This is a genomic window from Arthrobacter oryzae (assembly GCF_030812315.1).
Classification (GTDB): Bacteria; Actinomycetota; Actinomycetes; order Actinomycetales; family Micrococcaceae; genus Arthrobacter; species Arthrobacter oryzae_B.
Genome location: NZ_JAUSSM010000008.1, coordinates 195,084 through 219,520, shown reverse-complemented (window position 1 = coordinate 219,520; position 24,437 = coordinate 195,084). Strand labels below are relative to the sequence as shown.

General features: G+C 61.9%; 25 protein-coding genes and 1 tRNA gene. 8 read left to right on the top strand and 18 right to left on the bottom strand.

Annotation, left to right across the window (positions count from 1 at the left end; all coding sequences use genetic code 11):
• Positions 1-5: 5 nt before the first annotated feature.
• Together J2S97_RS16975 and J2S97_RS16970 are read right to left on the bottom strand one after the other, a co-directional pair.
• On the bottom strand, positions 6-248 hold the full coding sequence (locus tag J2S97_RS16975) for a hypothetical protein (protein WP_373460575.1): 243 nt from the start codon (positions 246-248) through the stop codon (positions 6-8).
• A 166-nt stretch (positions 249-414) separates the two neighbouring features.
• On the bottom strand, positions 415-543 hold the full coding sequence (locus J2S97_RS16970; RefSeq protein WP_307051112.1) for a hypothetical protein: 129 nt from the start codon (positions 541-543) through the stop codon (positions 415-417).
• A 382-nt stretch (positions 544-925) separates the two neighbouring features.
• On the opposite strand from J2S97_RS16970, the gene J2S97_RS16965 reads away from it, so the two are divergent.
• Positions 926-1,495 carry a hypothetical protein gene (locus tag J2S97_RS16965; RefSeq protein WP_307051111.1) on the top strand — a complete coding sequence of 190 codons (570 nt, stop codon included), beginning with the start codon at positions 926-928 and terminating at the stop codon, positions 1,493-1,495.
• 28 nt (positions 1,496-1,523) lie between these two features.
• Entirely contained in the window at positions 1,524-2,141 is a 618-nt protein-coding gene (locus J2S97_RS16960; RefSeq protein WP_307051110.1) for a hypothetical protein, read from the top strand.
• A 50-nt stretch (positions 2,142-2,191) separates the two neighbouring features.
• On the opposite strand, the gene J2S97_RS16955 is transcribed toward J2S97_RS16960, so the two are convergent.
• A complete protein-coding gene (locus J2S97_RS16955) occupies positions 2,192-2,374 on the bottom strand; it encodes a hypothetical protein (RefSeq protein WP_307051109.1) in 183 nt (60 codons plus the stop codon).
• Positions 2,375-3,366: 992 nt separating this feature from the next.
• Between J2S97_RS16955 and J2S97_RS16950 the strand changes: the two genes are divergently transcribed.
• On the top strand, positions 3,367-3,837 hold the full coding sequence (locus J2S97_RS16950; RefSeq protein WP_307051108.1) for a hypothetical protein: 471 nt from the start codon (positions 3,367-3,369) through the stop codon (positions 3,835-3,837).
• Positions 3,838-3,945: 108 nt separating this feature from the next.
• Entirely contained in the window at positions 3,946-4,386 is a 441-nt protein-coding gene (locus tag J2S97_RS16945) for a hypothetical protein (RefSeq protein WP_307051107.1), read from the top strand.
• Between the two features lie 7 nt (positions 4,387-4,393).
• On the opposite strand, the gene J2S97_RS16940 is transcribed toward J2S97_RS16945, so the two are convergent.
• The 6 genes from J2S97_RS16940 to J2S97_RS16915 all read right to left on the bottom strand — a co-directional run bounded on the left by J2S97_RS16940 (position 4,394) and on the right by J2S97_RS16915 (position 8,979).
• A complete protein-coding gene (locus tag J2S97_RS16940; RefSeq protein WP_307051106.1) occupies positions 4,394-4,582 on the bottom strand; it encodes a hypothetical protein in 189 nt (62 codons plus the stop codon).
• A 57-nt stretch (positions 4,583-4,639) separates the two neighbouring features.
• Positions 4,640-4,876 carry a hypothetical protein gene (locus tag J2S97_RS16935; RefSeq protein ID WP_307051105.1) on the bottom strand — a complete coding sequence of 79 codons (237 nt, stop codon included), beginning with the start codon at positions 4,874-4,876 and terminating at the stop codon, positions 4,640-4,642.
• The gene (locus J2S97_RS16930; protein ID WP_307051104.1) at positions 4,864-5,250 is read right to left on the bottom strand and encodes a hypothetical protein; all 387 of its coding nucleotides are present in this window, start codon (positions 5,248-5,250) and stop codon (positions 4,864-4,866) included. The genes J2S97_RS16935 and J2S97_RS16930 overlap by 13 nt, the downstream gene beginning before the upstream one ends.
• A 1,050-nt stretch (positions 5,251-6,300) precedes the next feature.
• Positions 6,301-7,407: a C40 family peptidase gene (locus tag J2S97_RS16925; protein ID WP_307051103.1), complete on the bottom strand. Its 1,107-nt coding sequence runs from the start codon at positions 7,405-7,407 to the stop codon at positions 6,301-6,303.
• Positions 7,408-7,421: 14 nt separating this feature from the next.
• Complete coding sequence (locus tag J2S97_RS16920; RefSeq protein WP_307051102.1) at positions 7,422-7,745, bottom strand: hypothetical protein; 324 nt, start codon at positions 7,743-7,745, stop codon at positions 7,422-7,424.
• A gap of 451 nt (positions 7,746-8,196) precedes the next feature.
• Positions 8,197-8,979 carry an RNA polymerase sigma factor gene (locus tag J2S97_RS16915; RefSeq protein ID WP_307051101.1) on the bottom strand — a complete coding sequence of 261 codons (783 nt, stop codon included), beginning with the start codon at positions 8,977-8,979 and terminating at the stop codon, positions 8,197-8,199.
• A gap of 311 nt (positions 8,980-9,290) precedes the next feature.
• Between J2S97_RS16915 and J2S97_RS16910 the strand changes: the two genes are divergently transcribed.
• On the top strand, positions 9,291-9,614 hold the full coding sequence (locus J2S97_RS16910) for an ArsR/SmtB family transcription factor (RefSeq protein ID WP_307051100.1): 324 nt from the start codon (positions 9,291-9,293) through the stop codon (positions 9,612-9,614).
• Here the strand turns inward: J2S97_RS16910 and J2S97_RS16905 are convergent.
• Positions 9,568-10,071 (bottom strand): hypothetical protein, encoded by a 504-nt coding sequence (locus tag J2S97_RS16905; protein WP_307051099.1) that lies wholly within the window; start codon positions 10,069-10,071, stop codon positions 9,568-9,570. The genes J2S97_RS16910 and J2S97_RS16905 overlap by 47 nt on opposite strands.
• A 224-nt stretch (positions 10,072-10,295) precedes the next feature.
• On the opposite strand from J2S97_RS16905, the gene J2S97_RS16900 reads away from it, so the two are divergent.
• Complete coding sequence (locus J2S97_RS16900) at positions 10,296-10,613, top strand: winged helix-turn-helix domain-containing protein (protein WP_307051098.1); 318 nt, start codon at positions 10,296-10,298, stop codon at positions 10,611-10,613.
• A 17-nt stretch (positions 10,614-10,630) separates the two neighbouring features.
• Entirely contained in the window at positions 10,631-10,876 is a 246-nt protein-coding gene (locus J2S97_RS16895) for a hypothetical protein (RefSeq protein WP_307051097.1), read from the top strand.
• Between the two features lie 17 nt (positions 10,877-10,893).
• On the opposite strand, the gene J2S97_RS16890 is transcribed toward J2S97_RS16895, so the two are convergent.
• Entirely contained in the window at positions 10,894-12,024 is a 1,131-nt protein-coding gene (locus tag J2S97_RS16890) for a tyrosine-type recombinase/integrase (RefSeq protein ID WP_307051096.1), read from the bottom strand.
• A gap of 88 nt (positions 12,025-12,112) precedes the next feature.
• Positions 12,113-12,194: transfer RNA gene (locus J2S97_RS16885), tRNA-Leu, on the bottom strand.
• 207 nt (positions 12,195-12,401) lie between these two features.
• Here J2S97_RS16885 and J2S97_RS16880 point away from each other — a divergent pair.
• Entirely contained in the window at positions 12,402-13,007 is a 606-nt protein-coding gene (locus tag J2S97_RS16880) for an ANTAR domain-containing response regulator (protein WP_137322072.1), read from the top strand.
• Between the two features lie 160 nt (positions 13,008-13,167).
• Here the strand turns inward: J2S97_RS16880 and pyk are convergent, their stop codons facing one another.
• The 6 genes from pyk to trpB all read right to left on the bottom strand — a co-directional run bounded on the left by pyk (position 13,168) and on the right by trpB (position 24,411).
• On the bottom strand, positions 13,168-14,658 hold the full coding sequence (gene pyk, locus J2S97_RS16875; RefSeq protein WP_307051095.1) for a pyruvate kinase: 1,491 nt from the start codon (positions 14,656-14,658) through the stop codon (positions 13,168-13,170).
• Between the two features lie 73 nt (positions 14,659-14,731).
• On the bottom strand, positions 14,732-16,189 hold the full coding sequence (locus J2S97_RS16870) for a glutamate synthase subunit beta (protein ID WP_307051094.1): 1,458 nt from the start codon (positions 16,187-16,189) through the stop codon (positions 14,732-14,734).
• Positions 16,182-20,798: a glutamate synthase large subunit gene (gene gltB / locus J2S97_RS16865; protein ID WP_307051093.1), complete on the bottom strand. Its 4,617-nt coding sequence runs from the start codon at positions 20,796-20,798 to the stop codon at positions 16,182-16,184. Before gltB ends, J2S97_RS16870 begins: the two co-directional genes overlap by 8 nt.
• A 263-nt stretch (positions 20,799-21,061) precedes the next feature.
• Positions 21,062-22,261, bottom strand: a complete 1,200-nt coding sequence (gene lgt, locus J2S97_RS16860; RefSeq protein ID WP_307051092.1) for a prolipoprotein diacylglyceryl transferase — start codon at positions 22,259-22,261, stop codon at positions 21,062-21,064.
• Positions 22,262-22,264: 3 nt separating this feature from the next.
• Positions 22,265-23,083 carry a tryptophan synthase subunit alpha gene (gene trpA, locus J2S97_RS16855; protein ID WP_307051091.1) on the bottom strand — a complete coding sequence of 273 codons (819 nt, stop codon included), beginning with the start codon at positions 23,081-23,083 and terminating at the stop codon, positions 22,265-22,267.
• Complete coding sequence (gene trpB, locus J2S97_RS16850; protein WP_307051090.1) at positions 23,080-24,411, bottom strand: tryptophan synthase subunit beta; 1,332 nt, start codon at positions 24,409-24,411, stop codon at positions 23,080-23,082. Before trpB ends, trpA begins: the two co-directional genes overlap by 4 nt.
• Positions 24,412-24,437 lie beyond the last annotated feature (26 nt).

Below are 24,437 nucleotides of genomic sequence, written 5' to 3'. Positions count from 1 at the left end.
GCTCGCTAGGTCAAGGAGTCAACGAAACCGGGGGCAGTCCCGCTCACGTAGGTGCGGAGCTGTTCATTGAAGTCGAGGTACTTTGGTTCGTCCAGCTCGGCGGCCACTTGTAGGGCTTGGGGCTGCTGCGGGTCTTGCGGGAGCAACGTGAAGCGCCAGATGGATTTGTCGATATGGCTGGCCCGAATCCGGTAGCCATCCTTACGCAGGTTGTCGATCCGTGCCGAGTACCGCCATGCGATTGGCATCAGCTCAGTGTTCAGTACGCCGAGTTCGCCACGAGCTTCGAGGAAAGCAACTATTCGCTCTTTTTGAGTGCTCATCGTAGTGACCACCAGATTGCGACTACTTCAATCAGGCTGAGCAGTGCGAAGGCTAGAAGTCCCATCATTACGGGGAAAATGAGATCTTCCATTACCTGCCCTCCCGATTAGCCGTTGCTTCAGTGAAGAGGTGGCCGAGAGCAACGATGTACTCCCCCTTGCTCATCTTGCCTGTCTGGTAGAACATCTTTGCCCACCAGGTCTTATCTACGATGTTCATCGGTCACCTCCTGTCAGCAGCAGGGCGCCGATCATGAAGCCGAAGGTGATGATGAAGAGCAAACCGAAAGCGAAGAATGAACGGAGAAGAGCTTTAGAAGCTGGGTTCTTTTGGTAGCTGGGAGAAGCCCATTACGGATTTAGAAGTTTTGGTCATTGGTTAGTCGCCTTGGTTATGCAAGCATTATGATTCATAACGCTTAGGCGGTCAATACTTTTATTCTCAATCTATTGGTTATCCATTTATCCACAACCAATATACGGCCAATATCACCGCCCTGTGAATTGTGCTAAGTTATATGCAGCCCCTGGCATAGAGTGGTTTAGTCACCTTCTCGCCGGGGGCTTTTGATGCCCCGGTCACACTGAAAGTTGCACTCATCTTGGAACCAGAGAAGCGCCCGCCCAGCAATATAGTCACGTACCTACTCTGGGCGGGCAGTGGCATTTTGATCTTTACAGCCATCATCCTCCAGACCCTTAACTGGAACGCAGGCTCAGAGGACAAGACCTCGGACTGGATAAGCGCTTTTGGGACAGCAGGCGGAGCTGTGATTACCGGTGGGGCGGCACTCATCGCCGCTTTGACCTACCAGCACCAGGTCGAAGAAAAGATCCGCGCTGCCGCAAACAAGCGGCGGGCGGACTTTGACGCTCGGAGAGCACAGGCCAAGTCCGTTACGGTCTCCATCATCGAGAAGCCTGATGCCCCTAAGACGATGCAGATCAGAGTCGCTAACGGGAGTTCACAGGCCATAAACTCCGTGTTCCTCGTTCTGGTCGACAAGCAACGCAAAGAGCCGTTCCAGAAGCCTTACTACCTCATTCCCCCTGGAACAGAGCAAGGATTCGACCGGGATGAACGGATAGTGGGAGCAGCCTATGCAAATTTCACGGACGCCAACGGCGTAAGGTGGCGGAGCTGGTTCAACGGCGATCTGGAAGAGCGGTAGCCAAGAGATGGAACGAGGGAAGAAAGCCATGGCCAGATTCTGGCATTGGAAGCACTGGCCGGTAGTCCTGGGTAGCACTGCGATCTTGTTCGGCATCGTCGCTGTCGTCGCCTCGGTATCTAATTTCATGCAAGGCCCCACAGATGAGAAGCCACCGAACGCTGCTGAGTGGCTCAGCGCCATCTCAACTTTCTGGGGAGCAATAGCTACCGCAATTGGCGCGATCGTCACGGCTGGGGCAGTTTTGATCGCAGCACTCACCTACAAGCACCAGGTGGATGAGAAAAACCGTGAGGCAGAAGATAGGCGGCAGCAGGCGGCTGACGAGCGTTCTGCACAGGCTCGTACTGTGAAGATGACTAAAAATCCAGGGCCCGGCAGCGCCGAGATGGAGGTGATTCTTCATAACTTCAGCGATGGGCACTTAGAAGCCGTCAACGTCGTCTCGGTGAACGTTGAACATGAGGAAACTAAGCGGCACCTGCTGGAGACTATGAATCCTGGCAAAGAAAGACGCCTTGCCTTTCCACTCCCGGCCACGGGGAATTCATATGCCAGCTTCATAGACGCAAAAGGGCTGACATGGAAGCTCTACTTCGATGGTCGGCTGGAAGAGCAAGTGCCGGCCCAAGCAGCGGCCCTCTAACCACCCCTTACCCGCTGAAAGCCTTCGGCTGGCGGTAGATAAGCGGCCCGCTACGGGTGAGTAATAGACGTCTGGTAGATAATTCTGGAACCGGTCGGACTGTTTTGGTCCGCCACCACCAGGGGGACCACTTGGACGTTGATATAGCTTGGTGCATGATGGCGGATCAGTTGACTCACCTGATCGCACAGCGACTTGTCTGAATCTGCGGAAACGGTTGCAAACTTTGCCATTGCTTGGCCCCTAGCTAGTGAATTGGAAGAGCGTAGGCTTACTTTCTCATAGACCGACCTTTACCCTCCTGAAAGCCTGCGGCGCTACTGCGGAGAGCAGATGGGGAACTGTGATCCCTGGACTACCAAGCTCATCAACCAACCTCTCGGGATGAAGGACGCTTTGTCTCAAACGTCTCGCACAGGGATTCTGCCACGGAAGCTCATCAGGCCGCTCGTTGTCAGATCAGACAGAGCGAGCAGTTGTAGAGCCCCTGTGGTGTCCAGGTGATTACCGTTATGCGCTTGTGTTCATAGGCTGGTTGAGAGAGGCGAGGATTTCCGCTTATTCACCTCGCAACGGGTAGCAGTATTTTTTAACTCCCACTTTGTCAACCTTTCGGGCTGGCCGTAGCCGTAGTCATCAGTTCCTTACTCTTCAGCGCCTTATCTCTGTCCATGCCCAAACGCACAGCAGGCAGAGCCACAACGCAAACGTAGTCTTTTGGATACTCTCTCAATCAACCTATGAATGTACGCTATCTCGGTCGGTGCCGGTGCCTTTTGCTGGTGGAGAATACGTGACAACAGAAATGAGCCTATTGAGCTGTAGGCGTCTTTCTGCTACTTTGAGACAAGAAAGAGCCAGCCGTATCCTGGTTCTTTTTTTGTTGTAGATTTACTTTATTCCCCTTGTGCATATGTTGCAATACTCTTAATTTCCCATTTCATTCACCGGCTATATTTGGGAAAATATACGCACCGACAATCGAGCCGGAGTACCTGCCGTACAAACAGAAGCATTTCAGCTCCCTCCAAGGTGCTGAATCGCCACTTCCGCTGCCGATGGCGGGGGTACCAAGTCCGGCCCTGTATGCACCCTCGTACACGGCCGGATATTTGTTTCTCCACCCGTGAGGTAATCTGCACGAAGGTGCAGCGTGCTGGGGGATGTCATTGCTAGCCGGCCCTATTTGATTGGCCCGCTAGAAGCATTCCCGAAAGGCACCACCATGAGCACTCCCGAGCAGCCCGCGCCTCAGAAGTCTGGGCTCAGCCGCAACAAGATCCTTATCATCATTGGCGGCGCCGTCATCTTGCTCCTGGCGATCATCGCTATAGCCGTATCCTCCCAGGCAATCAGGGCTAGCGAAGAAGCTGCCGCCAAGGAGAAGGCAGTAGTGGAGGCGTCGAAGATGGCTGAGATTGCCAAGGCGGGCGAGGAGGCCCTGGCCGACCTGAAGGCAGCAGACGCCAAGGAAGCTAACGGCGTCTGCGAGCGGCGTCTAGTTCAGAAGTACCCCACAGCCACCGTTGACGCGAGCAAGACGAAATCGGTCTTCAGGGCCTCGGACGGCAGTTACGACACGACCGGGGCCTTCACCGACAAGCCAGCAGGCAACACCATCCCCAGGCAGTTCGTGTGCTCTTCAATCAAGGGCAGCGGTACATCCTGGACGGTCTACCTAAAGCCGCTGAAGTAGCGGGCCATGTCAGACGCACCCGATTGGATTAGCGCCGTCGCAGACTGCGCGGCTGCTGTTGGAACGGTCGGCGCCCTTTGGGTGGGCGCTTTAACCCTCCGGCGGTAGGTGAACGACCAGCACCGCAAGCAGGCCAGTGCCGTGACGGTTGGTGCCAAGCTCGTACAACAGCCGCTCTTCGCAGATCGCTACAGGTGCTTCGTGCTCAACGCCAGCGATCTGCCCATTTACAACGTGGACTTGCACGCCAGCTTTGACGGCAACACCTACACCGAATCGGCTGGCGTCATCGAACCGGGCGAAAAGCTGGAATTTCATGTCGACGTGGGAACTGAGCGGAAAGTATTGGTGCAGTTCCTCGATAGCTCCGGAAACTACTGGATGCGCAACGAGAGCGGCAAGCTATTCCCCTGGCCGAAGCGGACCCGCATTCAGGGCTACCAAGCGGTCGCAACGATCTGGTGGATCACTCACCGGCCGAAATGGATTGAGCGAAAGAAGAGGCCGGCCAGCGCCGAATCCAGGGCGACGGACAACTCGACGCTCTGACCCCAGCTCAGCCCGGGGACGTCACGAAGGCCTCGTACTTCACTTTCGTCTTGTCGGCATTTCTGGGATCAGAGACGGTCGTCGTGAGGAATTGGATGGTGATGTGCGCCGTCTCGTACTTCCTGATGAACCGATTGATGTCGGCCGCTGGCTGCTTGGCTGAGTCTGCTTCAAATGGTTGGATCTGAGCTGCCATGATGATCTCCTTCGTGGATGAACGCCTTCAGGTAGTGGAACACTTCTGCAATGTAAATCAATAGAGGTCATACTTGTCGTCGGAGACTGCCGAGATGTAGAAGTTCTCCATGTTTTTCCAGCCAAAGCCCCGCCCCTCGATGTCCTGGCTGGCGAGTTGAGCGACGCGAGTGACAACGGAATGCATATCAACCTCGTCCTCCATACAGGCGATACCTAGCACCTCGACCCAGTCGTCGAATGAATCAGCGAAGACTTCGGTTTGCCAGGCGTAGTAGGGCATCAGCTTTTCCACCACCTTCGCAGCACCTGCCAGAACGTCAATTTCGGCCATATTTGGTAGGGCGCTGGTATGCCTCCATCCCATTCGTATTCCTCGTCATTCCGAGCCTTGGCATGAGGGTTGGCATATATCTCTTCCGCCGTCTTCAGCAACTCCGCTTCTGCCTTGTGCATGACGCGATAGTTTCGCGGAATTGCGCCCGAGCGCTCCAGGTTCTCAAACTGCCACATGGAGTACTTGACCAGCGCCTGCGTCGCGATCTCAAAAACTTGCCCACGTTCAAGGGGGTCGGAGAACATTGCCATCCGTTCCTCGTAAACTACTTCCTGCCATTCAACGTCAGCGATGGCTTTATCGAGCCGAGTGACTAGCAGAAACTCCTCCATGTCGTAGCCTTTCTGCCGCCTGACTGAACAGCACCACGCTGAACAGGTCTCTCTCCCCCAACTTGCCGATGATGTTGTCCAAATATCGTTTCCTGGCCTCATCGGGAACCACCCAGAGCACGAGTGGAAACGCTCGATCCGCCGGCCAGTGTCCTGAGTCGATCGCCTGGATGTATCTGCGGCACTTGGCCGTCAACTGTGCCTCCCACTCAACGCCACGATCTATCGCGGCAAAATAGCTCACTTCCCCGGCTTCGATGTAGCCATCGGGTTTCAGCTAGACGTGGCCGACGCTGGTGTGGCACCAGGGCTCACTCAGGAATGTCAGGCCGGCTGCCCCCGCCTCTACGAGTTGCACATACAGCTCCGAGATATCGAGGGTGTGCGGCTCCGGTGTCCGGGCCTTCGTGGAGGCCAGTTGGTAGACGTACTCGACGTTTCTCTTGCCCGGGATGGACCCCTGCGATCCTTACAAAGCCTGCGGCCTGAAGACTCATATGAGCAGGACAACGCGTGGCTGAAAAAGTGAATTGGCCTTGCGGCGCTGCTGACCCGCCCCGACGAGGTACAGGAGATTGTGCGGACCCAACCATGGCGGCCGATCCAACCGGCACAACAAACCATGACCGTTCAGCGGATACCGGCCAGCCCGGGCCACTGAAGATCACCATGCCGGTCCGGGGCTGAAGGCTCATCGACGCAACCATCGGCGGCACTCGGCGTCAAGAAAAAAGGCTTCCTCAAGCGAAGGTAGGCGCTGAGGTCGAGCTTATGATGGGCCGGTGAATGACGAGACAGCCCAACCTTGAACGATCAGGCAACGGTTCCGTCGCCTAAGACGCTGCACCTCGAAAAAGAACGACCTCGAGGAGATCAGGACCATGGAGTCGGTCCTCGTGGACCGGTTCACGGCAGCAACAGGACGCTGTCAGGGATTAGACGGCGAATCGACCACCGCGCGTAAGCCTTCTCACACGCATGGCTAAGGACATGCCCCCCCCGGACAACCGGACAACGTGCGGCAGTGGGCGTCGCCGGCGGTCGCAACTTCTACCGGTACATTAGTAGATCGAAGTATGCCGTATCTGAATTCCAGGCGATCGGATGCACTAGCGTCCCCACCGACGGGTTCAGCGCGCTGTACATCATCCCGCCACCGGCGTAGATGCCAACATGGCCCCAGTTGTCCGGCCCCTGCCCGTTCTGCACCACCAAGTCTCCTGGCTGCGGATTATCCGTCCGCTTACCGACCCTCCATTGCTCCACCCTCGGGAGGTTGATTCCGGCTTGCCGGTAGATCCACTGGACGAAGCCGGAACAGTCCCACGCCCTGAAGGCCGTCCCGCCCCACACATAGGACCCACCGACGCCGGCTTCGGTAAACCGCAGGATGTCCTTTCGGATTTGGCTCAGGTCTGCCGACGATGGGGACGGCCCTGAGCCGGGCGACGCATCGACACAAGGAGCAGTTGCTGTCCCGGCGTCGAGAGCATCAACAATGGCCGATGCTTCCGGCTCCCATCGTGCATATAGTTCGGGAAACGCCGACACCTGAACAGCCTGAGCAGCTTGGCCTTTGCCCATGGATTGCCAACCAGGGATGTCCAGCAGGCCACGAGGGCTCCCCCGGTTGGGACCGGACGGTCCACCATAGAAGGCCCGCACGTTGTAGCTGGGATCCATCAGCTCTCCGACACTCCCCCAGCCGGCAGCCGGACGCTGCTGGGCAGTACCAAGGGAGTCGTGGTCGCTTCCAACACCATCGTGCGGAAAGTTGAGTGATCCGGGGACGTTCACGTTGGCCAGCATTCTGAGACTGGATTCCTGCAGAGCCATCATGATTGCGATGATCTGACCATCTCGCGGCACGCCCAACTGCTTACCGACTGAAACATAACCCTTTGCAAGATCCATTTGCCGAGCTGTCAGATTGACCGGCGCCTGGCTCCTGTCGCCGATGTCCAAGGCACCATCTTCATTTGCGCCTGGCTGACGGCTCAAGCCAGCTGACGAGCAGACAGACGAGTTGCTCATCGAATTGGCACCGAGCACTGCAACGGCAGCGCAGAGCGCAAAGGCGCCTGCCAGGACCGCCGTCGTAGCTGCGGCAGCCAAAGCCCGCACGATCGTGCGGCGCCTTGCCAATGCAACAAGCATCGCTGGTGCCGACATCAGTAGAGCACCCTGTTTGGCGCGGCATAGAAGCCGACCATGACGCAATGATCCGCGGGAGCACTGTCGGCTGGCGGACAGTTGACCATGACGCTGACCGGGGCCGTATACGTGTTGCGGGCAGAAATTGACTGGTCCAAGACGCGGAGAGAGACCGTGCACACGTGAAGGCCCGCCCAGGGCGCCGGTCGCTCTCGCACCTTGGCCAACTCACCGTCGCACATCATTGATTCCACCGTTGCCGAACGGTACGCCTGCTGCCCGGCCAGATACTGATAGGTGCCGGCGTTTATCCCAGTCGCTTCGAACTCCTGAACAAACACGGCCAGAGGGTTGGACCCGTCGGGAAGCACATGCCACCAGTTGCGGAGCCCGGAGTACACCTCGGAGTACGACGCCTCCCGCGTGTCCCATGTGTAAACCGCTGTCGCCGCCGCCGAAGCCAGCTTGCGGAAGTCAGTCGTGCGAGGCGCGCCGTCACTGTCGGGTACTTCGACGGCGGGGGCCGTCGTCCGAGTTTCTGGCTGCGGCTCAGTGGAACGGGTCGCCAAGCTCTTGGGAGTCGGCGTGGTCAACGGAGCTAAACCCGGCTCAGCTGCGGGCCCCGGGTTCGGCCGCGTCAGAGCGAACAACACGGTCGCCACGCTTACAACCACGAACGCTAGGCACAACCATCGCCGTTGGCTGCTCGTGCCAGGCAATGCAATTCTCCGGGTCAACGACATTCCAGCCTCCTCGCCGGTTCATTGCAAAATGAGCCGCTGAGGACATGACTTAGCGTGCAGGTCTCCTTGCACTCTGGAGAATCCGCCAGGCCGTTTGATACAGACGCCGGGCGAATCCAATCTGAACGGCAACATAGCGTTCCGTAACGCCGAGTTCAGCGGCCAACGCCGCCAACGCCTTGGCGCGGTCCGGCCCGCTAACACCCGTACGAACGATGGTTGCAGCAGTTCGACGGAGTACCGGCGTGGGCAGGCATTCCGCCGCACGCTGGCACACGTCCCCGATGTTGCGGATCTCCTGCGGCTCAACCTCCAGCGCGCTTTGAACAGTCCTTGCCGTCTGGCGCACCACCGTCGCCGCATGCCAGCGGCGCCGGTCCTGCGGCGAAGGCGGACCATACTGGCGTGGCCCGGTCAGGCTGTCAACGGCAAGTTCCCAAACGCCGTCCGGCACACTTGCCCCGGTCAGTTGGATAATTTTTCGCGCCCATTCCTTGTCGATGATTTTCTCAGCACTTCGATCCACACCGCCGACAACTAGCATCGCCAGAGCATCGAGCGACGCCGATCCGTCCGAATCTCCGGCTTCAATCAGCAACGGCAGCGTCGGATGGCTCAGCTCCCGGCGGATGTGCGCGGCGCACACATTGATGCACACTCCTTGGACCCAGGCACCGAAAGGGACTCCCGGAAGCTGGCGATATTGTCCTCGGTTCACTCCATCCCACACCGCAACCCGGATGTCCTGCATAACGTCGTCCACGTCGCAGGCCCTGCCGAGCCGGGACAGATGCGAAATGACATATCGGCGCACACCGTCAACGGCGACCATGATCTGATCCACCGGGACTGCCAGCACTGCCGGCGCTGGTCGTGTGCGCAGGGAAACATCAACGGTAACTGCATTTGGTTCGTCATGTTGGGCCTGATTTGCTCTGGCTTCGACTCGCATTGGTCTTCACCGCTTCGACTAAACGCTTCCGATAAGTTCGGTGGCGGCATGCCCGACACCTCAAGAATGGCCGCTAAACCAGGGCCGACCACGAATGCCATAAGGCTATGCCAACTATTCTCAAGGATAATTAAAGTATCGTCAAGACGACGAGTCTTACTTTTCTTCGAACTGTAGATAAGAATGGTTCCATGCCAAGGATTACGCAGCCTCATGACGACGCCTGGTCGGCCAACGTCGAGGCCGCCGTCGCGACCTTTGGCAACCGTTCACGGAACGAGATCCTCCGCTACCTATCGGCGCACGGCCCCGCTTCCCGTGGGGACATTGCGGCATCTGTCAGCGCCGGCGAACCGAGCGTAGCCAAGCACCTGCTCGCACTGGAGGAAACGGGCGCCATCGTGGTCGATGTGGAACCAGGCCGTCGCCACGGCCGCTCGCCGCGCTATTCAGCCAACCCGGCACGGATCAAGGAATTGCTGGCGGCTCATCTTGACTATCTTCTGGAGGGGTAGTTGCGGCCTGCTCCCCTGCCGGGTGGCGCCCAATATCCTTGTTGAGATACTCAGAGATGGCCTGCAAAGTCTCCGGTGATACATCCCCCAGGGTTCGGGCCGCGAACGACTTCACCCTGGCAGCGCGGAGGGACCTGACGAACTCAAGCTGCGAATCGATGCGTTCCGGCAGAGTAGCGTTGTCGCCAACCAAGTAGGAGTGGTCAACCTTGAAGATGTCGCAGAGGCCGGCCAGCAACACCGGATCGCTGACGAGGCGGCCAGTCCCCTCCTTCATGTAGAACCAGCGCGCACGGGACAGCTTGATGCCCTTGTCCGCAAGGTCCGCTTGAACTTCCCTGAAGGTGACCGGCTTCCCGCGCTCGGCAACGACCACGTCAAGCAGGAGATTCAGACGACGGGCGAGCTGGGCTTGGGGGGACAGCCCGTCACCGTGCCCTGTCTCGTCATTCCGCATGCTACCCCCTGACCAGCCAAATTCAGTGCCCGAAGCCCGGTGGGTAGCTTCGGCCGCCCTACCGTCCAGTATTCCGCGACTCTTACGGCTCGGCAATCGGCGCCCGTGCCTTAGGAGATTCATTGACTCAAACAGACCCTTCCACCATGACTTAAGCAGGAGTACTCTTCTGCTGTAGACCCGTCTACAGCAGCGATCACTTCATTCCTTAGGTTCCGGTCTCCATGTCGAACATCCTGATGAACCGAACGCGAAGCCAAATCATCCGCTTCTTACTCAAGAACGGCCCGTCAACGTGTGGCCAGATCGGAATCGAACTGCAGGCGTCGCCCTCGAGCATCCGCCGGCAACTCAACGCACTTCGCGAAAGCGGTCTCGTGCGGCGCACCTCAACTCAGTTTGTGGCTTCTCCCGAGCAAGTGCAGCGCCAGCTCGATGCCCTCGCTGCGAGCTTCGACGGCGGGGGTCATGCCGTCGGCTCGTGCAAACCCCATGAACTAAGGCTCGACCCAGATGACCTCCGCGCCACCGCGCAACGATGAAAGGATCGAAGAAAGGCATGAAACTCGAATTCTTCGAACCGGGCGAGGCTGCCTCGGTGCTCAAATGCTCAGAAGCATGGCTCCGTGACGGAGCCGCCAAGGGTGAATTCCCGCACTCTGTCTGGGGCAAAGGAAAGATCGTCTTCACCTCAGTCCACCTGAAAGAGATTGCCCAGCTGCGCGAAGTCCGGTCAGCCGGACCCTCCGCAGCCTCCGTCCGGATGATCGGCACCCGGGCCCAGGCGCGACAGAAATACTCATAGTTTGGCGAGCGCCGCCGCTAGCCACGCCAGACAACGGCGGACCGCTCAACGGCGTCCGCGGCATCTTGAAGAGCTTGAGGCATCAAGTGGCCGTAAACCTCCTCCGTCGTACGCGTGGAGGCGTGCCCCAGTCGTCTAGACACGGTGAACAGGGAAACTCCGTCCTGGATCAGCCAGGACGCGTGGGTATGGCGCAGATCGTGTATCCGGGGCGACTTAGTCAACCCGCGGGCTTGGGCGGCCTTGACTGCGGGAACCCAATAGTGATGCCAATACAGCTTGTGAATGATCCGCTCACCCTTAGGGGTGGTGAACAAGAGATCCGAACCGGGCCGGCTGGCTACCAAGGGAATGAGCACCTCCACCAAATGAGGGTTCAGGGAAACCGTCCTCTTGCCGGCACCCGTCTTGGTGGCACCGATGTAGTACTCGGAATCAGTACCGCGCTTCCATGCCTTATTGATCCGAATTGTGGCGGGCTTGGACATGAGGTCCACGTCTGCCACCGTCACGGCAGTGGCCTCGCCAAAGCGCGTGCCGGTCATAACCAGGAACTCGGTGAACGCCCTGTACCGGTCCCCCATCGTCTCAAGGATCATCCCAAATTCGGCGTGTGTCAGGAACCGGGCTTCATCCTCTGCCTTCTCACCTGACGGGAGCTTTACGCCGCGGCAAGGATTATCTTTCCGGTAGCGGAGCATAACCGCTGTCTCCATGGCCGCATAGATGAGGCCGTGGTTGTTCTTGATCGTTTTCGGAGACCTGCCCTTCTTCTGCATCGTCTTGATCCAGTAGGTCAGGTGCCGGTAGTCGAGCTTGTCGACAGGAATATGACCCATGACGTCCGCGATGTGCAGCTTCAGCATCGTTTGGTACGTGTGAACTGTGCCGACGGACGGGCGAACCAGAAGGTCGATGTGCTCTTGGATCACCGCAGCAACCGTGGGTTTCTTGGTCTGGTTCTTGACCATCGCATGTTGTGCGATTTCGAAGGACTGATTGTTCGCGTCAAGGAGGCGTTTCAGCGTCTGGGCTTCGGCCGACGTGGCGAGGGTGATCCCCTCTTGCTTCTTCGATTCGGGGTTACGCCAGCGGACGGTGAACGACGTGGATCCGTCCGATTTTTTCCGCTCCCAAATGCTGGCCATGCCCAAAATTCTAGGCTTCGTGTGCACAAAAAACGAGCTTTTGTGCACAGTACGGGGGTCAAAACCCCGCTGACCTGCGGAAACACTGTGCCCGAGGTGGGACTCGAACCCACACACCTTTCGATACCGCATTTTGAGTGCGGCGCGTCTGCCAATTCCGCCACTCGGGCGCGGACTACACGGAAGTAACAATCTTAGGCCCACAGCTGAGTTGTGAGCAACGCGATCGCTTCCAGTGCGCGAAATTACTCTACATGCAGATAGGCTGAATTCCAGAATCGCGCCAGTGCCGCCGCAACGAACCCAAGCAGTTCCAAGTACAACAGCGGGCACAACTAAGATGGACTAGTTCCCGCCGTACCTTTCAAGGAGTTCCCGTGTCAGAACAGACGGAGTCAAACCCCAACACCCAGCCGGCCCGCCGCGTGATTGTCGCCGAGGACGAGACCCTTATCCGCCTGGACATCATCGAAATCCTCCGGGGCGAAGGCTATGACGTCATTGGCGAAGCGGACAACGGCGAGAAGGCCGTCCAGCTCGCCGAGGAACTCAAGCCCGACCTCGTCCTGATGGACGTCAAGATGCCGGTCATGGACGGCATCTCGGCCGCCGAAAAGATCGTCAAGGCCCGTATCGCCCCGGTTGTGCTCCTGACGGCATTCAGCCAGAAGGAACTCGTGGAGCGCGCCCGCGACGCCGGCGCCATGGCCTACGTGGTCAAGCCGTTCACACCTGCGGACTTGATCCCCGCCCTGGAGATCGCCCTCTCCCGCCACGAAGAAATCAAGGCACTCGAAAGCGAAGTCTCTGACCTCCAGGAGCAGTTCGCCACCCGCAAGCTCGTGGAGCGCGCCAAGAGCCTGCTCACCACCAAGATGGGCCTCACCGAGCCCGAGGCCTTCCGCTGGATCCAGAAGACCTCCATGGACCGCCGCCTCAGCATGCGCGAGGTCGCCGAAACCATCATCAACCAGGTCAACTAACCACAGCGGCCCGGCAGGCAACGCACGACGGCGGCCTGCCGTGTCGGCAGGCCGGTCCACCGGCCGGCAGGCAGAGACAAAAAGGAAGGATCCCCGCCAACATCTGGCGGGGATCCTTCCTTTTGCTCTCGGTGCGGCTAACGCCGCGCCCGGAGGACTACTAGGCCTTCTTCTTCTTTTCCGGCCACGGTCCGAGCTTTTCCTTGTTGCTGGCGGCCTCGCCAACGCGGCCGGTGTCGGCCAGGTCTCCCACCTTGTGGACCTTCAGCGAGTTCGTCGAACCGGCCCTTCCGGGAGGGGAACCGGCGGCGATGACCACCAGGTCACCGTCCTCCACGATCCCCAGCTCCAGCAGGCTGCGGTCCACCTGTGCGGTCATCTCGTCGGTGTGGTCCACCATGGGGACCAGGACCGGCTGAATGCCCCAGGTCAGTGCGAGCTGGTTCCAGACGTGCTCCACCGGAGTGAAGGCGAAGACCGGCTTGATCGGGCGCAGGCGGGACAGGCGGCGGGCGGAGTCACCGGACTGGGTGAACGCACAGATGTACTTTGCATCCAGCTGGTCGGCGATTTCGACGGCGGCACGGGTGATGGCGCCGCCGCGGGTCTTGGGCTTGGTGCCCAGCGGGGGAACGCGCTCAAGACCGTGGACCTCGGTGGACTCGATGATCCGTGCCATGACCTTGACGGTCTCGATCGGGTACTTGCCCACGCTGGTCTCGCCGGAGAGCATGACTGCATCGGCGCCGTCGAGCACTGCGTTGGCGCAGTCGGAGGCCTCTGCGCGGGTGGGGCGCGGGTTGTCGATCATGGATTCGAGCACCTGGGTGGCGACGATGACCGGCTTGGCCCAGCGGCGGGCCAGTTCGATGGCGCGCTTCTGGACGATCGGCACCTCTTCGAGGGGAAGCTCCACACCGAGGTCACCACGGGCAACCATGATGGCGTCGAACGCGTCAATGATCTCGTGCAGCTGCTCAACGGCCTGCGGCTTCTCGATCTTGGCGATCACCGGCACGCGGCTGCCTTCTTCGTCCATGATTTCGTGGACGCGCTTGATGTCCGTGGCGTCACGCACGAAGGACAGGGCCACCATGTCCACGCCGCGGCGCATGGCCCAACGCAGATCGTCCTCGTCCTTCTCGCTCAGCGCGGGAACGTTGACGGCAACACCGGGCAGGTTGATGCCCTTGTTGTTGGACACCATGCCGCCGACGGTCACCTGGGCGACCACCTTGACGTCGTCGACCTCGAGGGCCCGCAGGGCCACCTTGCCGTCGTCGATCAGCAGCGCATCGCCGACGTTGACGTCGTCGGTGAGGCTCTTGAGCGTGGTGGAGCAGATCTCCTTGGTGCCCGGGACATCCTCGGTGGTGATGGTGAAGATGTCGCCGACAGCCAGCTCGTGCGGGCCGTCAACAAAGCGGCCAAGACGGATCTTGGGGCCCTGGAGGTCGGCCATGATGGCAACGGGCTTGCCCAGCTGCTTCGAAGCCTTACGGACGTTCTCGTAAGTGCCGTCATGCACGGAGTAGTCTCCGTGGCTCATGTTCATGCGGGCAACATCAACCCCGGCTTCAATAACTGCGAGGGTGTTCTCGAAGCTGGAAATAGCCGGTCCGAATGTTGCCACGATCTTAGCGCGTCTCATATACCTACCCTATTGGTCTGATTCTGGATTGGAGTTGTACCGCAGGTGAACTTCCGTGGTCCCCCGTTTGTGACTAGAGAACGGCGATCGCCCGGTCGGTTGGAGCAACCGGGGCAGGCAGGATCGTGGTTCCCATCAGGAACTTGTCAACGGCCGCAGCGCAGGCGCGGCCTTCGGCGATGGCCCACACAATGAGCGACTGCCCGCGGCCGGCGTCACCGGCAACAAACACACCCTCAGTGTTGGTCATGTAGTAACCGTCTCGGGCCACGTTGCCGCGGCCGTCGAATTCGGCGTGGACCTGCTCGGTGATGCCGGCAGGCTCCGCACCGGTGAAGCCCAGGGACAGGAACACGAGGTCCGCGGGAATGATCCGCTCGGTGCCGGCCTTGGGGAGCCGCTTGCCGTCCACGAATTCGGTCTCGGCAACCTTCACGCCGGTGAGCTTGCCGTTTTCGCCAACGAACTCCACGGTGGAGGCAAGGTACGTACGCTCGCCGCCTTCTTCGTGCGCACTCGCAACCTCAAAGAGCGTGGGGAACGTGGGCCAGGGCTGGTTCGGGGTGCGCTCCACGGACGGCTGCTTGCCGATTGCCAGGGTGGTCACGGAGGCAGCCCCGTGACGGTGCGCGGTACCGAGGCAGTCAGCACCGGTGTCGCCGCCGCCCAGGATCACCACATGCTTGCCCTTGGCGTGGATCTGGTTCTCCACCTGCTCCCCCGCGACCACACGGTTTGCCGGAACGAGGTAGTCCATGGCGTAGTGAACACCCTCGAGCCCGCGGCCCGGGATGGGCAGGTCACGCGGCACAGTGGCACCGGTGGCAACAACCACGGCGTCGTACCGGCGGCGGAGCTGCTCCCAGGTCACGTCGGTGCCGACGGCCACTCCGGTCCGGAAGCGGGTGCCTTCTGCCTTCATCTGCTCAAGACGGCGGTCCACCTGCTCCTTTTCCATCTTGAAGTCGGGGATGCCGTACCGCAGGAGGCCACCGATCTTGTCGTCGCGCTCGTACACGGCGACGGTGTGGCCCACACGGGTCAACTGCTGGGCAACGGCCAGGCCTGCGGGGCCGGAGCCCACCACAGCCACAGTCTTGCCCGTCAGTCGGGTCGGCGGCAGCGGGTTGACCCAGCCGTTGTCGAAGGCTTCATCGATGATGGAGACCTCAACCTGCTTGATGGTCACCGCGGGCTGGTTGATGCCAAGCACACAGGAAGCCTCACACGGAGCCGGGCACAGCCGCCCGGTCCATTCGGGGAAGTTATTGGTGGCATGCAGCCGCTCAATCGCTTCTTCGCCCTTGTCCCGCCACACGAGGTCGTTCCACTCGGGAATCAGGTTGCCCAGCGGGCAGCCCTGGTGGCAGAACGGCACGCCGCAGTCCATGCAACGGCCGGCCTGGCTTTTCAGGACACCCTTTTCCTGGGCCTCATAAACTTCCTTCCAGTCCATGATGCGGACGGGAACGGGACGGCGCGGCTGGGTTTCACGCTGACGTACTTTCAGAAATCCGCGTGGATCAGCCACCGGTCACCTCCAGGATTCGAGACCATACTTCTTCGCCATCGGGGTCCAGGCCCTCTTCGATCGCGTCAAGACGGGTTTGCAATACGGCCGCGTAGTCGCGCGGCAGGACTTTGGTAATACGGGCAGCAGTGTCGTCGAAGTTCTCCAGCAGCCGCTGCGCGAGCAGCGACTCAGTTTCCTCGACGTGCTTGACCAGGAGGCCGTGCACAATGTCGCGGTCTTCGGCATCAAGTTCGCGGAGCTGCAGCTCGCCGGACTCCAGCGCCTGCTTGTTCACGCGGGTGGTCCTCAGGTCCAGCACATAGGCCGTTCCCCCGGACATGCCCGCGCCGAAGTTGCGGCCGGTGCGGCCGATGATCAGCGTCTGGCCACCGGTCATGTATTCACAGCCGTGGTCGCCGATGCCTTCGACAACCGCAGTGGCACCGGAGTTGCGGACCAGGAAGCGTTCGCCCACCTGGCCGCGCAGGAACATCTCGCCGCTGGTGGCACCGTAGCCGATCACGTTGCCGGCGATCACGTTACTCTCGGCCTGGAACACGTTGGTGCGGTCCGGGCGGACGATGATCCGGCCGCCGGAGAGGCCCTTGCCCACGTAGTCGTTGGAGTCGCCGTACATGCGCAGGGTGATGCCCGCGGGCAGGAAGGCGCCCAGAGACTGGCCTGCGGTGCCGGTCAGCGTGATGTCGATCGTGTCCGTGGCCAGGACGTCCGTGCCGAACGTCTTGGTGACGGTGTGGCCCAGCATGGTGCCGACGGAGCGGTCCGTGTTGATGACGTCCACGGCGATCTTCACCGGGCTGCGGTCGGTCAGCGCCTCGGCGGCCATGGTGATAAGCCGCTGGTCGAAGTGCTTGTCCAGCTCGTGGTTCTGGCCGGTCAGGTTGCGCAGCGGGGCGTCGTCGTCGAACTCGAGTCCGTGCAGGATCGGGTCCAGGTCCAGCCCTTCGGCCTTCCAGTGGCTGATCGCTTCACGGGTGTCGAGCATTTCGGCGTGGCCGATGGCCTCTTCGATGCTGCGGAAACCGAGCTCCGAAAGGATTTCGCGGACTTCCTCGGCCAGGAACTCGAAGAAGTTGACCACGAACTCGGGCTTGCCGGTGAAGCGGGCGCGCAGTTCAGGGTTCTGCGTTGCGACGCCCACCGGGCAGGTGTCCAGGTGGCAGACGCGCATCATGATGCAGCCTTCCACCACCAGCGGTGCCGTGGCGAAGCCGAATTCCTCGCCGCCGAGCAGCGCGGCGATGACCACGTCGCGGCCGGTCTTGAGCTGGCCGTCCACCTGCACCACCACGCGGTCGCGCAGGCCGTTGAGCATCAGGGTCTGCTGGGTCTCTGCGAGGCCCAGCTCCCACGGAACACCGGCGTGCTTGAGCGAGTTCAGCGGCGAGGCGCCGGTACCGCCGTCGTGACCGGAAACCAGTACGACGTCGGCCTTCGCTTTGGTGACACCGGCGGCAACTGTGCCGATTCCCACCTCGGATACGAGCTTGACGTGCACCCGGGCCGAAGGATTGGCGCGCTTCGCGTCATAGATGAGCTGGGCGAGGTCTTCGATCGAGTAGATGTCGTGGTGGGGAGGCGGGGAGATGAGTCCGACGCCGGGGGTCGAGTGGCGCGTGCGGGCAACCCAGGGGTACACCTTCTGCGCCATCAGCTGGCCGCCTTCGCCGGGCTTGGCACCCTGCGCCATCTTGATCTGGATGTCGTCCGCGTTGGTCAGGTACAGGCTCGTGACGCCGAAGCGGCCGGAGGCGATCTGCTTGACGGCCGAGCGGCGCTCGGGGTCCAGCAGGCGGTCCACGTCCTCGCCGCCTTCACCGGTGTTGGACTTGCCGCCCAGCCGGTTCATGGCGATGGCCAGGGTCTCGTGGGCTTCCTTCGAGATGGACCCGTAGCTCATGGCGCCGGTGGAGAAGCGCTTCACGATGCTGGAGACGGGCTCCACTTCCTCAAGCGGCACCGCGGGGCGCGCATCGGTCTTGAACCTCAGCAGGCCGCGGAGGGTCATGAGGTTCTCGGACTGGTCGTCAACGCCCCGGGTGTAGGACTTGAAGATGTCGTAGCGGCGTTCCCGCGTGGCATGCTGCAGCCGGAAGACAGTCTCCGGGTTGAACAGGTGCGGTTCGCCGTCACGGCGCCACTGGTATTCGCCGCCGCCGAGCAGCGGGCGGTGCGGCTGCTCGATGCCGCCTTCGGGGTAGGCCATCTGGTGCCGGGCGGACACTTCAGCTGCGATGACGTCGAGTCCGACGCCGCCGAGCTGGGAGTGCGTTCCGGCGAAGAATTCGTCCACCAGTTCCTGGCCGAGGCCCAGGGCTTCGAACGTCTGCGCACCGGTGTAGGAGGCAACCGTGGAGATGCCCATCTTGGACATGATTTTCAGGACACCCTTGCCGAGGCCCTTGATCAGGTTGTAGACGCCGTCCTGGGCAGTCACGCCAACAACGTCGCCGCTGCTGATGAGCTGTTCCACGGATTCCATGGCCAGGTACGGGTTGACGGCGGATGCGCCGTAGCCGATGAGGACGGCCACGTGGTGCGTCTCGCGGACGTCGCCGGCCTCGACCACGAGGGCGGTCTTGGTGCGGTTGGCGCTGCGCAGCAGGTGGTGGTGCACGGCGCTGACCAGCAGCAGCGACGGGATGGGCGCCCACTGGGCGTTCGAGTCGCGGTCGGAGAGCACCACGTACTGCACGCCACGGTTGATGGCACCGGAGACCTGCTCGCAGATTTCCGTCAGGCGGGCACGCAGGGCATTTTCGCCGCCTTCGGGCCGGTACAGGCCGCGGACCTTCATGGCGATCCTGTCGCCGTCCGGGCTTTCGATATTGGCGATCTTGGCGAGCTGGTCGTTGTTGATCACCGGGAACGGCAGCGAGACCTGCGGCTGCCGGACCTGCTTGGTGTCCAGCAGGTTGCCGTTCGGGCCGATGGCACACATCAGGGACGTGACAAGCTCTTCGCGGATGGCGTCCAGCGGCGGATTGGTCACCTGCGCGAAGGACTGCACAAAGTAGTCAAAGAGGAGCCGGGGACGCTTGGAGAGCACGGCCACGGGAGTGTCCGAACCCATGGCGCCGAGGGGCTCGGCACCGGTGCGGGCCATCGGGCCCAGCAGGATCTTCAGTTCCTCCGTGGTGTAGCCGAAGGTCCGCTGGCGGATGTTCACGGACGCGGCAGTGTGCACCACGTGCTCGCGTTCCGGCAGCTCGTCGAGGTCGATCAGGTTGTCCTTGACCCACTCCGCCCACGGGTTGGCGGCGGCGACTTCGGCCTTGACCTCTTCATCGTCGATGATCCGGCCGGCCTCGGTGTCCACCAGGAACATCTTGCCCGGGGAGACGCGGCCCTTTTTGACCACCTTGGAAGGTTCGACGTCGATGACGCCCACCTCGGAGGCGAAGACCACCAGTCCGTCTTCGGTGATCCAGTAGCGTCCGGGGCGCAGGCCGTTGCGGTCGAGGGTTGCGCCAACCAGGCTGCCGTCGGTAAAGGACACGGCGGCCGGTCCGTCCCACGGTTCCATCAGCAGGGAGTGGTATTCGTAGAAGGCCTTGCGGGCCGGATCCATCGTGGCGTGGTTTTCCCAGGCCTCGGGGATCATCATCATGATCGAGTGCGTGATGGGGCGCCCGGACAGCCAGAGCAGCTCGGCCACTTCATCGAACGAGGCAGAGTCTGAGGCACCCGGGGTGCAGATGGGGTACAGCTCCTCGGGGGAATCCCCCAGCAGCGGGTTGGCCAGCTGTGACTGGCGCGCACGCATCCAGTTCCGGTTGCCCTTGACGGTGTTGATTTCACCGTTGTGGGCGATGGTGCGGAACGGCTGCGCCAGCGGCCAGGACGGGAATGTGTTGGTGGAGAAGCGCGAATGCACGATCGCGAGCTTGGTCTTGAAGCGCTTGTCCGAAAGGTCCGGGTAGAACGGCTCCAGCTGGGCGGTGGTCAGCATGCCCTTGTAGACGATGGTCCGGGAGGACAGCGACGGGAAGTACACGCCGAACTTGTTCTGGGCACGTTTGCGGATGCGCCACGCCCGGGAGTCCAGTTCGTTGCGCTCCAGCACTTCCCCGGTGCTGGAGGCAAAGAACGGCTGGGAGAAGTACGGCATGCAGGCCCGGGCCATGGCACCGACAAGGTCGGCCACGATCGGAACTTCGCGCCAGCCGAGGACGGTCAGGCCCTCATCGGCTGCGAGGCTTTCGATGCCCGCCTTGGCGGCATCGGCTTCGCGCTGCTCGGCCGGCAGGAAGGCCGTACCGGCGACGTACTGTCCGGGCGCCGGAAGCTCAAACTCGGTGACTGCGCGGAAGAACTCGTCCGGGATCTGCATGAGCAACCCGGCGCCGTCGCCCGTTCCTTCGTCGGCACCCACGGCACCGCGGTGCTCAAGGTTGCGCAGGGCGGTCAGGGCGGCGTCGACGATGTCATAGCCGGGCTCACCACGGAGCGTTGCGATGATAGCGAGGCCGCAGGCGTCCTTCTCCTGCTCCGGGTTGTACAGTCCTGCGGCCTCCGGCAGCGCCGCGAACCGTTTGAACGGTGACATGGCGGCAGCCGGTTGGTTCGGCTCGGACCAACTGGGGCTGTGAAGAGTTTGGGTCATGGGAGACGTCCTTCCTCCTGATCGTGCGTATGGAAGGGACAACGCTGGCCCCACTCGCGGTGCCTGTGTGATGGGCACAACAAAGTGTTACTTACTGGAAATTGTAGGTCAGCCCGGCCTGCTGAACTAACAGTTACGCAGGCCCCTGACCCGGGCTTGACCCGTCGGCAGCTCTGTGCTGACGGGTACGGGGCCCTGGTGCCACGACGCTGTGGGAACGGGCGCTGCGAGCGGTAGCTCTGCGGCCCGGTTGCCGGAACTGACTACTTGGTGCCGTCAGTGTCCGGCGCGGATCCGGAGTCCTGGTGATCGGGGTTTCCAGCTGCCGGCGAGCCCTTGGCGGGCTTGGTGCTTGCAGTTGAATCCGTCACCGCTTCAGTTGGGGCGGAAGTGTGCCCCGGACCGCTTTGGTTATCAGGGAGATTACCACGGGACTCACTATCTGAGACACTCTTGTCCGAATGCCGGATGCTTTTGCTGTCCGCCGGAACGGCTGCCAATTCGGCATCGTCGCGGTTCCCGGCGTGTGTGTCGCCGTCTGTATCGCCGTCATTTTCCGCCGGAATGTGACCGTCAAGGTACGGGGTGTCCGGCTCGTCGCGTTTCCGGAGACCCAGCACCACGAACACGATCAGGGCCGCCAGGAACACCACGATGCTGGTCCAGACGTTGAGGCGGGTGGTGATGCCGAATAGGCTGATCTGTTCGGCGTCGTCGATCCGCATGGCCTCGATCCAGACCCGGCCCAGCGTGTAGTACATGGCGTAGATCCAGAACAGCCGTCCGCGGCGGAAGTTGAACTTCCGGTCCAGGGCCAGCAGGATCAGCACGCCCGCGATGTTCCAGAGGGACTCATAGAGGAACGTCGGGTGGAACAGGGTGTCGGCAGGCATCCCCGCCGGGAAGTTCGCGTTGTCGGCATCGATCTGCAGGCCCCAGGGAAGCGTGGTGGGCCCGCCGAAGAGTTCCTGGTTGAAGTAGTTTCCCCAGCGCCCGACGGCCTGGGCCAGCAGCAGCCCCGGGGCGGCGGCGTCCAGGAACGCGGTGAGTTTGACGCCCGCCCGGCGGCAGCCGATCCAGGCGCCCACGGCGCCGAGCAGGACAGCACCCCAGATTCCCAGTCCGCCGCGCTGGATCTGCGGGATCAGGGAAAGGTCACCCGTGCCGTCGAAACCGGGGCCGAAGTAGGCGTCCGGGGACGAGAACACGTGGTACAGACGGCCGCCGATAATGCCGAATGGGATCGCCCAGATTGCGATGTCCCACAGGCTGCCCTCCGGCGTGCCACGCTTGTTCCACCGGACCGACGTCAGCCAGAGGCCAACGACGATTCCGGCCAGGATGCACAGCGCGTACGCGTGGATCCGCAGTGACCCCCACGGCAGCGGAATATCGAACCCGGACCAGTCCGGACTCGGAATACTGGCGGGGAGCATGGCCGCCGCATGGAGGACAGTCTGCATTGTTTAGGCTTCTTCCCTGGTCAGGCCGGCGCTGAGGTCTTTGGTGAGGGCTGCGACAGCCTCCACGCCACCGTCGCGGATGGCGGCGACGAGCGCCGTCCCCACGATCACGCCGTCAGCGTAGGCCGCAATCTCGCGGACTTGGCCCGCATTGGAGACACCGAGCCCCACACACACGCGTTCCGCTCCTGCCGCGTGCGCCGCAGCCACGACGCCCTGCGCCGCGCTGCTGACTGATTCGCGGGCACCGGTGACGCCCATGATGGACACGGCGTAGACGAAGCCGCGGCTGGCATCCACCGTGCGCTTCATCCGCTCCGGCGAGGAGGACGGGGCCACGAGGAACACGCGGTCCAGTCCGTACTTGTCCGATGCGGCCATCCACTCGGCGGCTTCGTCGGGAATCAGGTCAGGGGTGATGAGCCCGGCTCCCCCGGCCTCGGCCAGCAGGCGGGAGAACTCATCCACGCCCATCCGGATCACGGGGTTCCAGTAGGTCATCACCAGTACGGCGGCGTCGGTCTTGCTGGTGATGCCGCGGACGACGTCGAAGACCTGGCGGACGTGGAATCCCTTGGCGAGGGCCTCGGTGGTGGCGGCCTGGATGACGACCCCGTCCATGACGGGGTCGGAGTACGGGATCCCGATCTCGATCAGGTCGGCGCCGTTCTCTGCCAGCGCGATGCCGGCTGCAATGGTCTGCTCCACGTCGGGGTAGCCGGCGGGCAGGTAGCCGATGAGGGCTGCCCGTCCTTCAGCGCGTGCCTTGTCGATGGCTGCTGCCGATTTGCTGGTGCTGATGATGTCCTGGACGCCGGTCACAGCTGCTCCCCCTCTTTGCCGATCTCGGCCTCTACGGAATCCTTGTCCAGCAGGTCGAACCATTCAGCGGCCGTGGCCACGTCCTTGTCCCCGCGGCCGGAAAGGTTCACGATCACGATCTTCCCGGATGCGGCTTCGCCCGCGCTGCCTGCTTCGGCGGCAAGGCGCTGGCCCACCTTGATGCCGCCGGCCAGGGCGTGGGCGGACTCGATGGCGGGGATGATGCCCTCGGTGCGGCACAGGAGCCGGAAGGCGTCCATCGCTTCCGAGTCCGTGATGGGCTCGTAGGTGACGCGCCCGATGTCCGCGAGGTAGGAGTGCTCCGGGCCGACGCCCGGGTAGTCCAGTCCGGCCGAGATGGAGTGTGACTCGATGGTCTGGCCGTCGTCGTCCTGCATCAGGTAGGAGCGTGCGCCGTGAAGCACGCCCGGCTTGCCCAGCGTGATGGTGGCGGCATGGCGTCCGGTGTCCACGCCGTCGCCGCCGGCCTCGAAGCCGAAGATCCTGACGGAGGGATCGTCCAGGAAGCCGTGGAAGATGCCGATGGCGTTGGAGCCGCCGCCGATGCAGGCGCAGACGGCGTCGGGCAGCCGGCCGGCCTGGTCCAGGATCTGGGCGCGGGCTTCCTCGCCGATGACCTCGTGGAAGTACCGCACCATGGCCGGGAACGGGTGGGCTCCGGCTGCGGTGCCGAGGAGGTAGTGGGTGTGGCCGACGTTTGCCACCCAGTCACGGAGTGCCTCGTTGATGGCGTCCTTGAGTGTCTGTGATCCGCTGGTCACCGGAATGACCGTGGCACCCAGGAGTTCCATGCGGGCAACGTTCAGCGCCTGCCGGCGGCAGTCCTCGGCGCCCATATACACCACGCACTCAAGACCCAGCAGGGCCGCGGCGGTGGCGCTGGCCACGCCGTGCTGGCCGGCGCCGGTCTCGGCGATCACGCGCGTCTTGCCCATGCGCTTGGCGAGCAGGGCCTGGCCCAGCACGTTGTTGATCTTGTGCGAACCCGTATGGTTGAGGTCCTCGCGCTTGAGGAAGATGCGGACTCCCCCGGCGTGCTCGGCGAAGCGCTTGGCTTCGGTGAGCAGGGACGGGCGGCCGGAGTAGTTCTTGTTCAGGTCCGCGATCTGGGCGACGAAGTCCGGGTCGGCCTTGGCCTTTTCGAACGTGTCCTCCAGCTCATCCAGGGCCGCGATGAGGGATTCGGGCATCCAGCGCCCGCCGTAGGAGCCGAAATAGGGACCTGGCGCGTGGCGCAGGGACCGGTCTCCTTCAAGAAATGCGTCCGCGGTGCCCTCGTCAGAGCCGGTTGTTGGCGCGTCGACCATCGGTCTCACCATCCTGTTCCACTGTT

Excerpts from the sequence above, each read along its gene's own strand:
- J2S97_RS16975 (WP_373460575.1), bottom strand. The coding sequence starts at position 248 with ATGCCAATCGCATGGCGGTACTCGGCACGGATCGACAACCTGCGTAAG.
- J2S97_RS16970 (WP_307051112.1), bottom strand. The coding sequence starts at position 543 with ATGAACATCGTAGATAAGACCTGGTGGGCAAAGATGTTCTACCAGACA.
- J2S97_RS16960 (WP_307051110.1), top strand. The coding sequence starts at position 1,524 with ATGGCCAGATTCTGGCATTGGAAGCACTGGCCGGTAGTCCTGGGTAGC.
- J2S97_RS16955 (WP_307051109.1), bottom strand. The coding sequence starts at position 2,374 with ATGGCAAAGTTTGCAACCGTTTCCGCAGATTCAGACAAGTCGCTGTGC.
- J2S97_RS16950 (WP_307051108.1), top strand. The coding sequence starts at position 3,367 with ATGAGCACTCCCGAGCAGCCCGCGCCTCAGAAGTCTGGGCTCAGCCGC.
- J2S97_RS16940 (WP_307051106.1), bottom strand. The coding sequence starts at position 4,582 with ATGGCAGCTCAGATCCAACCATTTGAAGCAGACTCAGCCAAGCAGCCA.
- J2S97_RS16930 (WP_307051104.1), bottom strand. The coding sequence starts at position 5,250 with ATGGAGGAGTTTCTGCTAGTCACTCGGCTCGATAAAGCCATCGCTGAC.
- J2S97_RS16925 (WP_307051103.1), bottom strand. The coding sequence starts at position 7,407 with ATGCTTGTTGCATTGGCAAGGCGCCGCACGATCGTGCGGGCTTTGGCT.
- J2S97_RS16915 (WP_307051101.1), bottom strand. The coding sequence starts at position 8,979 with ATGGTCGCCGTTGACGGTGTGCGCCGATATGTCATTTCGCATCTGTCC.
- J2S97_RS16910 (WP_307051100.1), top strand. The coding sequence starts at position 9,291 with ATGCCAAGGATTACGCAGCCTCATGACGACGCCTGGTCGGCCAACGTC.
- J2S97_RS16905 (WP_307051099.1), bottom strand. The coding sequence starts at position 10,071 with ATGCGGAATGACGAGACAGGGCACGGTGACGGGCTGTCCCCCCAAGCC.
- J2S97_RS16900 (WP_307051098.1), top strand. The coding sequence starts at position 10,296 with ATGTCGAACATCCTGATGAACCGAACGCGAAGCCAAATCATCCGCTTC.
- J2S97_RS16895 (WP_307051097.1), top strand. The coding sequence starts at position 10,631 with ATGAAACTCGAATTCTTCGAACCGGGCGAGGCTGCCTCGGTGCTCAAA.
- J2S97_RS16890 (WP_307051096.1), bottom strand. The coding sequence starts at position 12,024 with ATGGCCAGCATTTGGGAGCGGAAAAAATCGGACGGATCCACGTCGTTC.
- pyk (WP_307051095.1), bottom strand. The coding sequence starts at position 14,658 with ATGAGACGCGCTAAGATCGTGGCAACATTCGGACCGGCTATTTCCAGC.
- gltB (WP_307051093.1), bottom strand. The coding sequence starts at position 20,798 with ATGACCCAAACTCTTCACAGCCCCAGTTGGTCCGAGCCGAACCAACCG.
- lgt (WP_307051092.1), bottom strand. The coding sequence starts at position 22,261 with ATGCAGACTGTCCTCCATGCGGCGGCCATGCTCCCCGCCAGTATTCCG.
- trpB (WP_307051090.1), bottom strand. The coding sequence starts at position 24,411 with ATGGTCGACGCGCCAACAACCGGCTCTGACGAGGGCACCGCGGACGCA.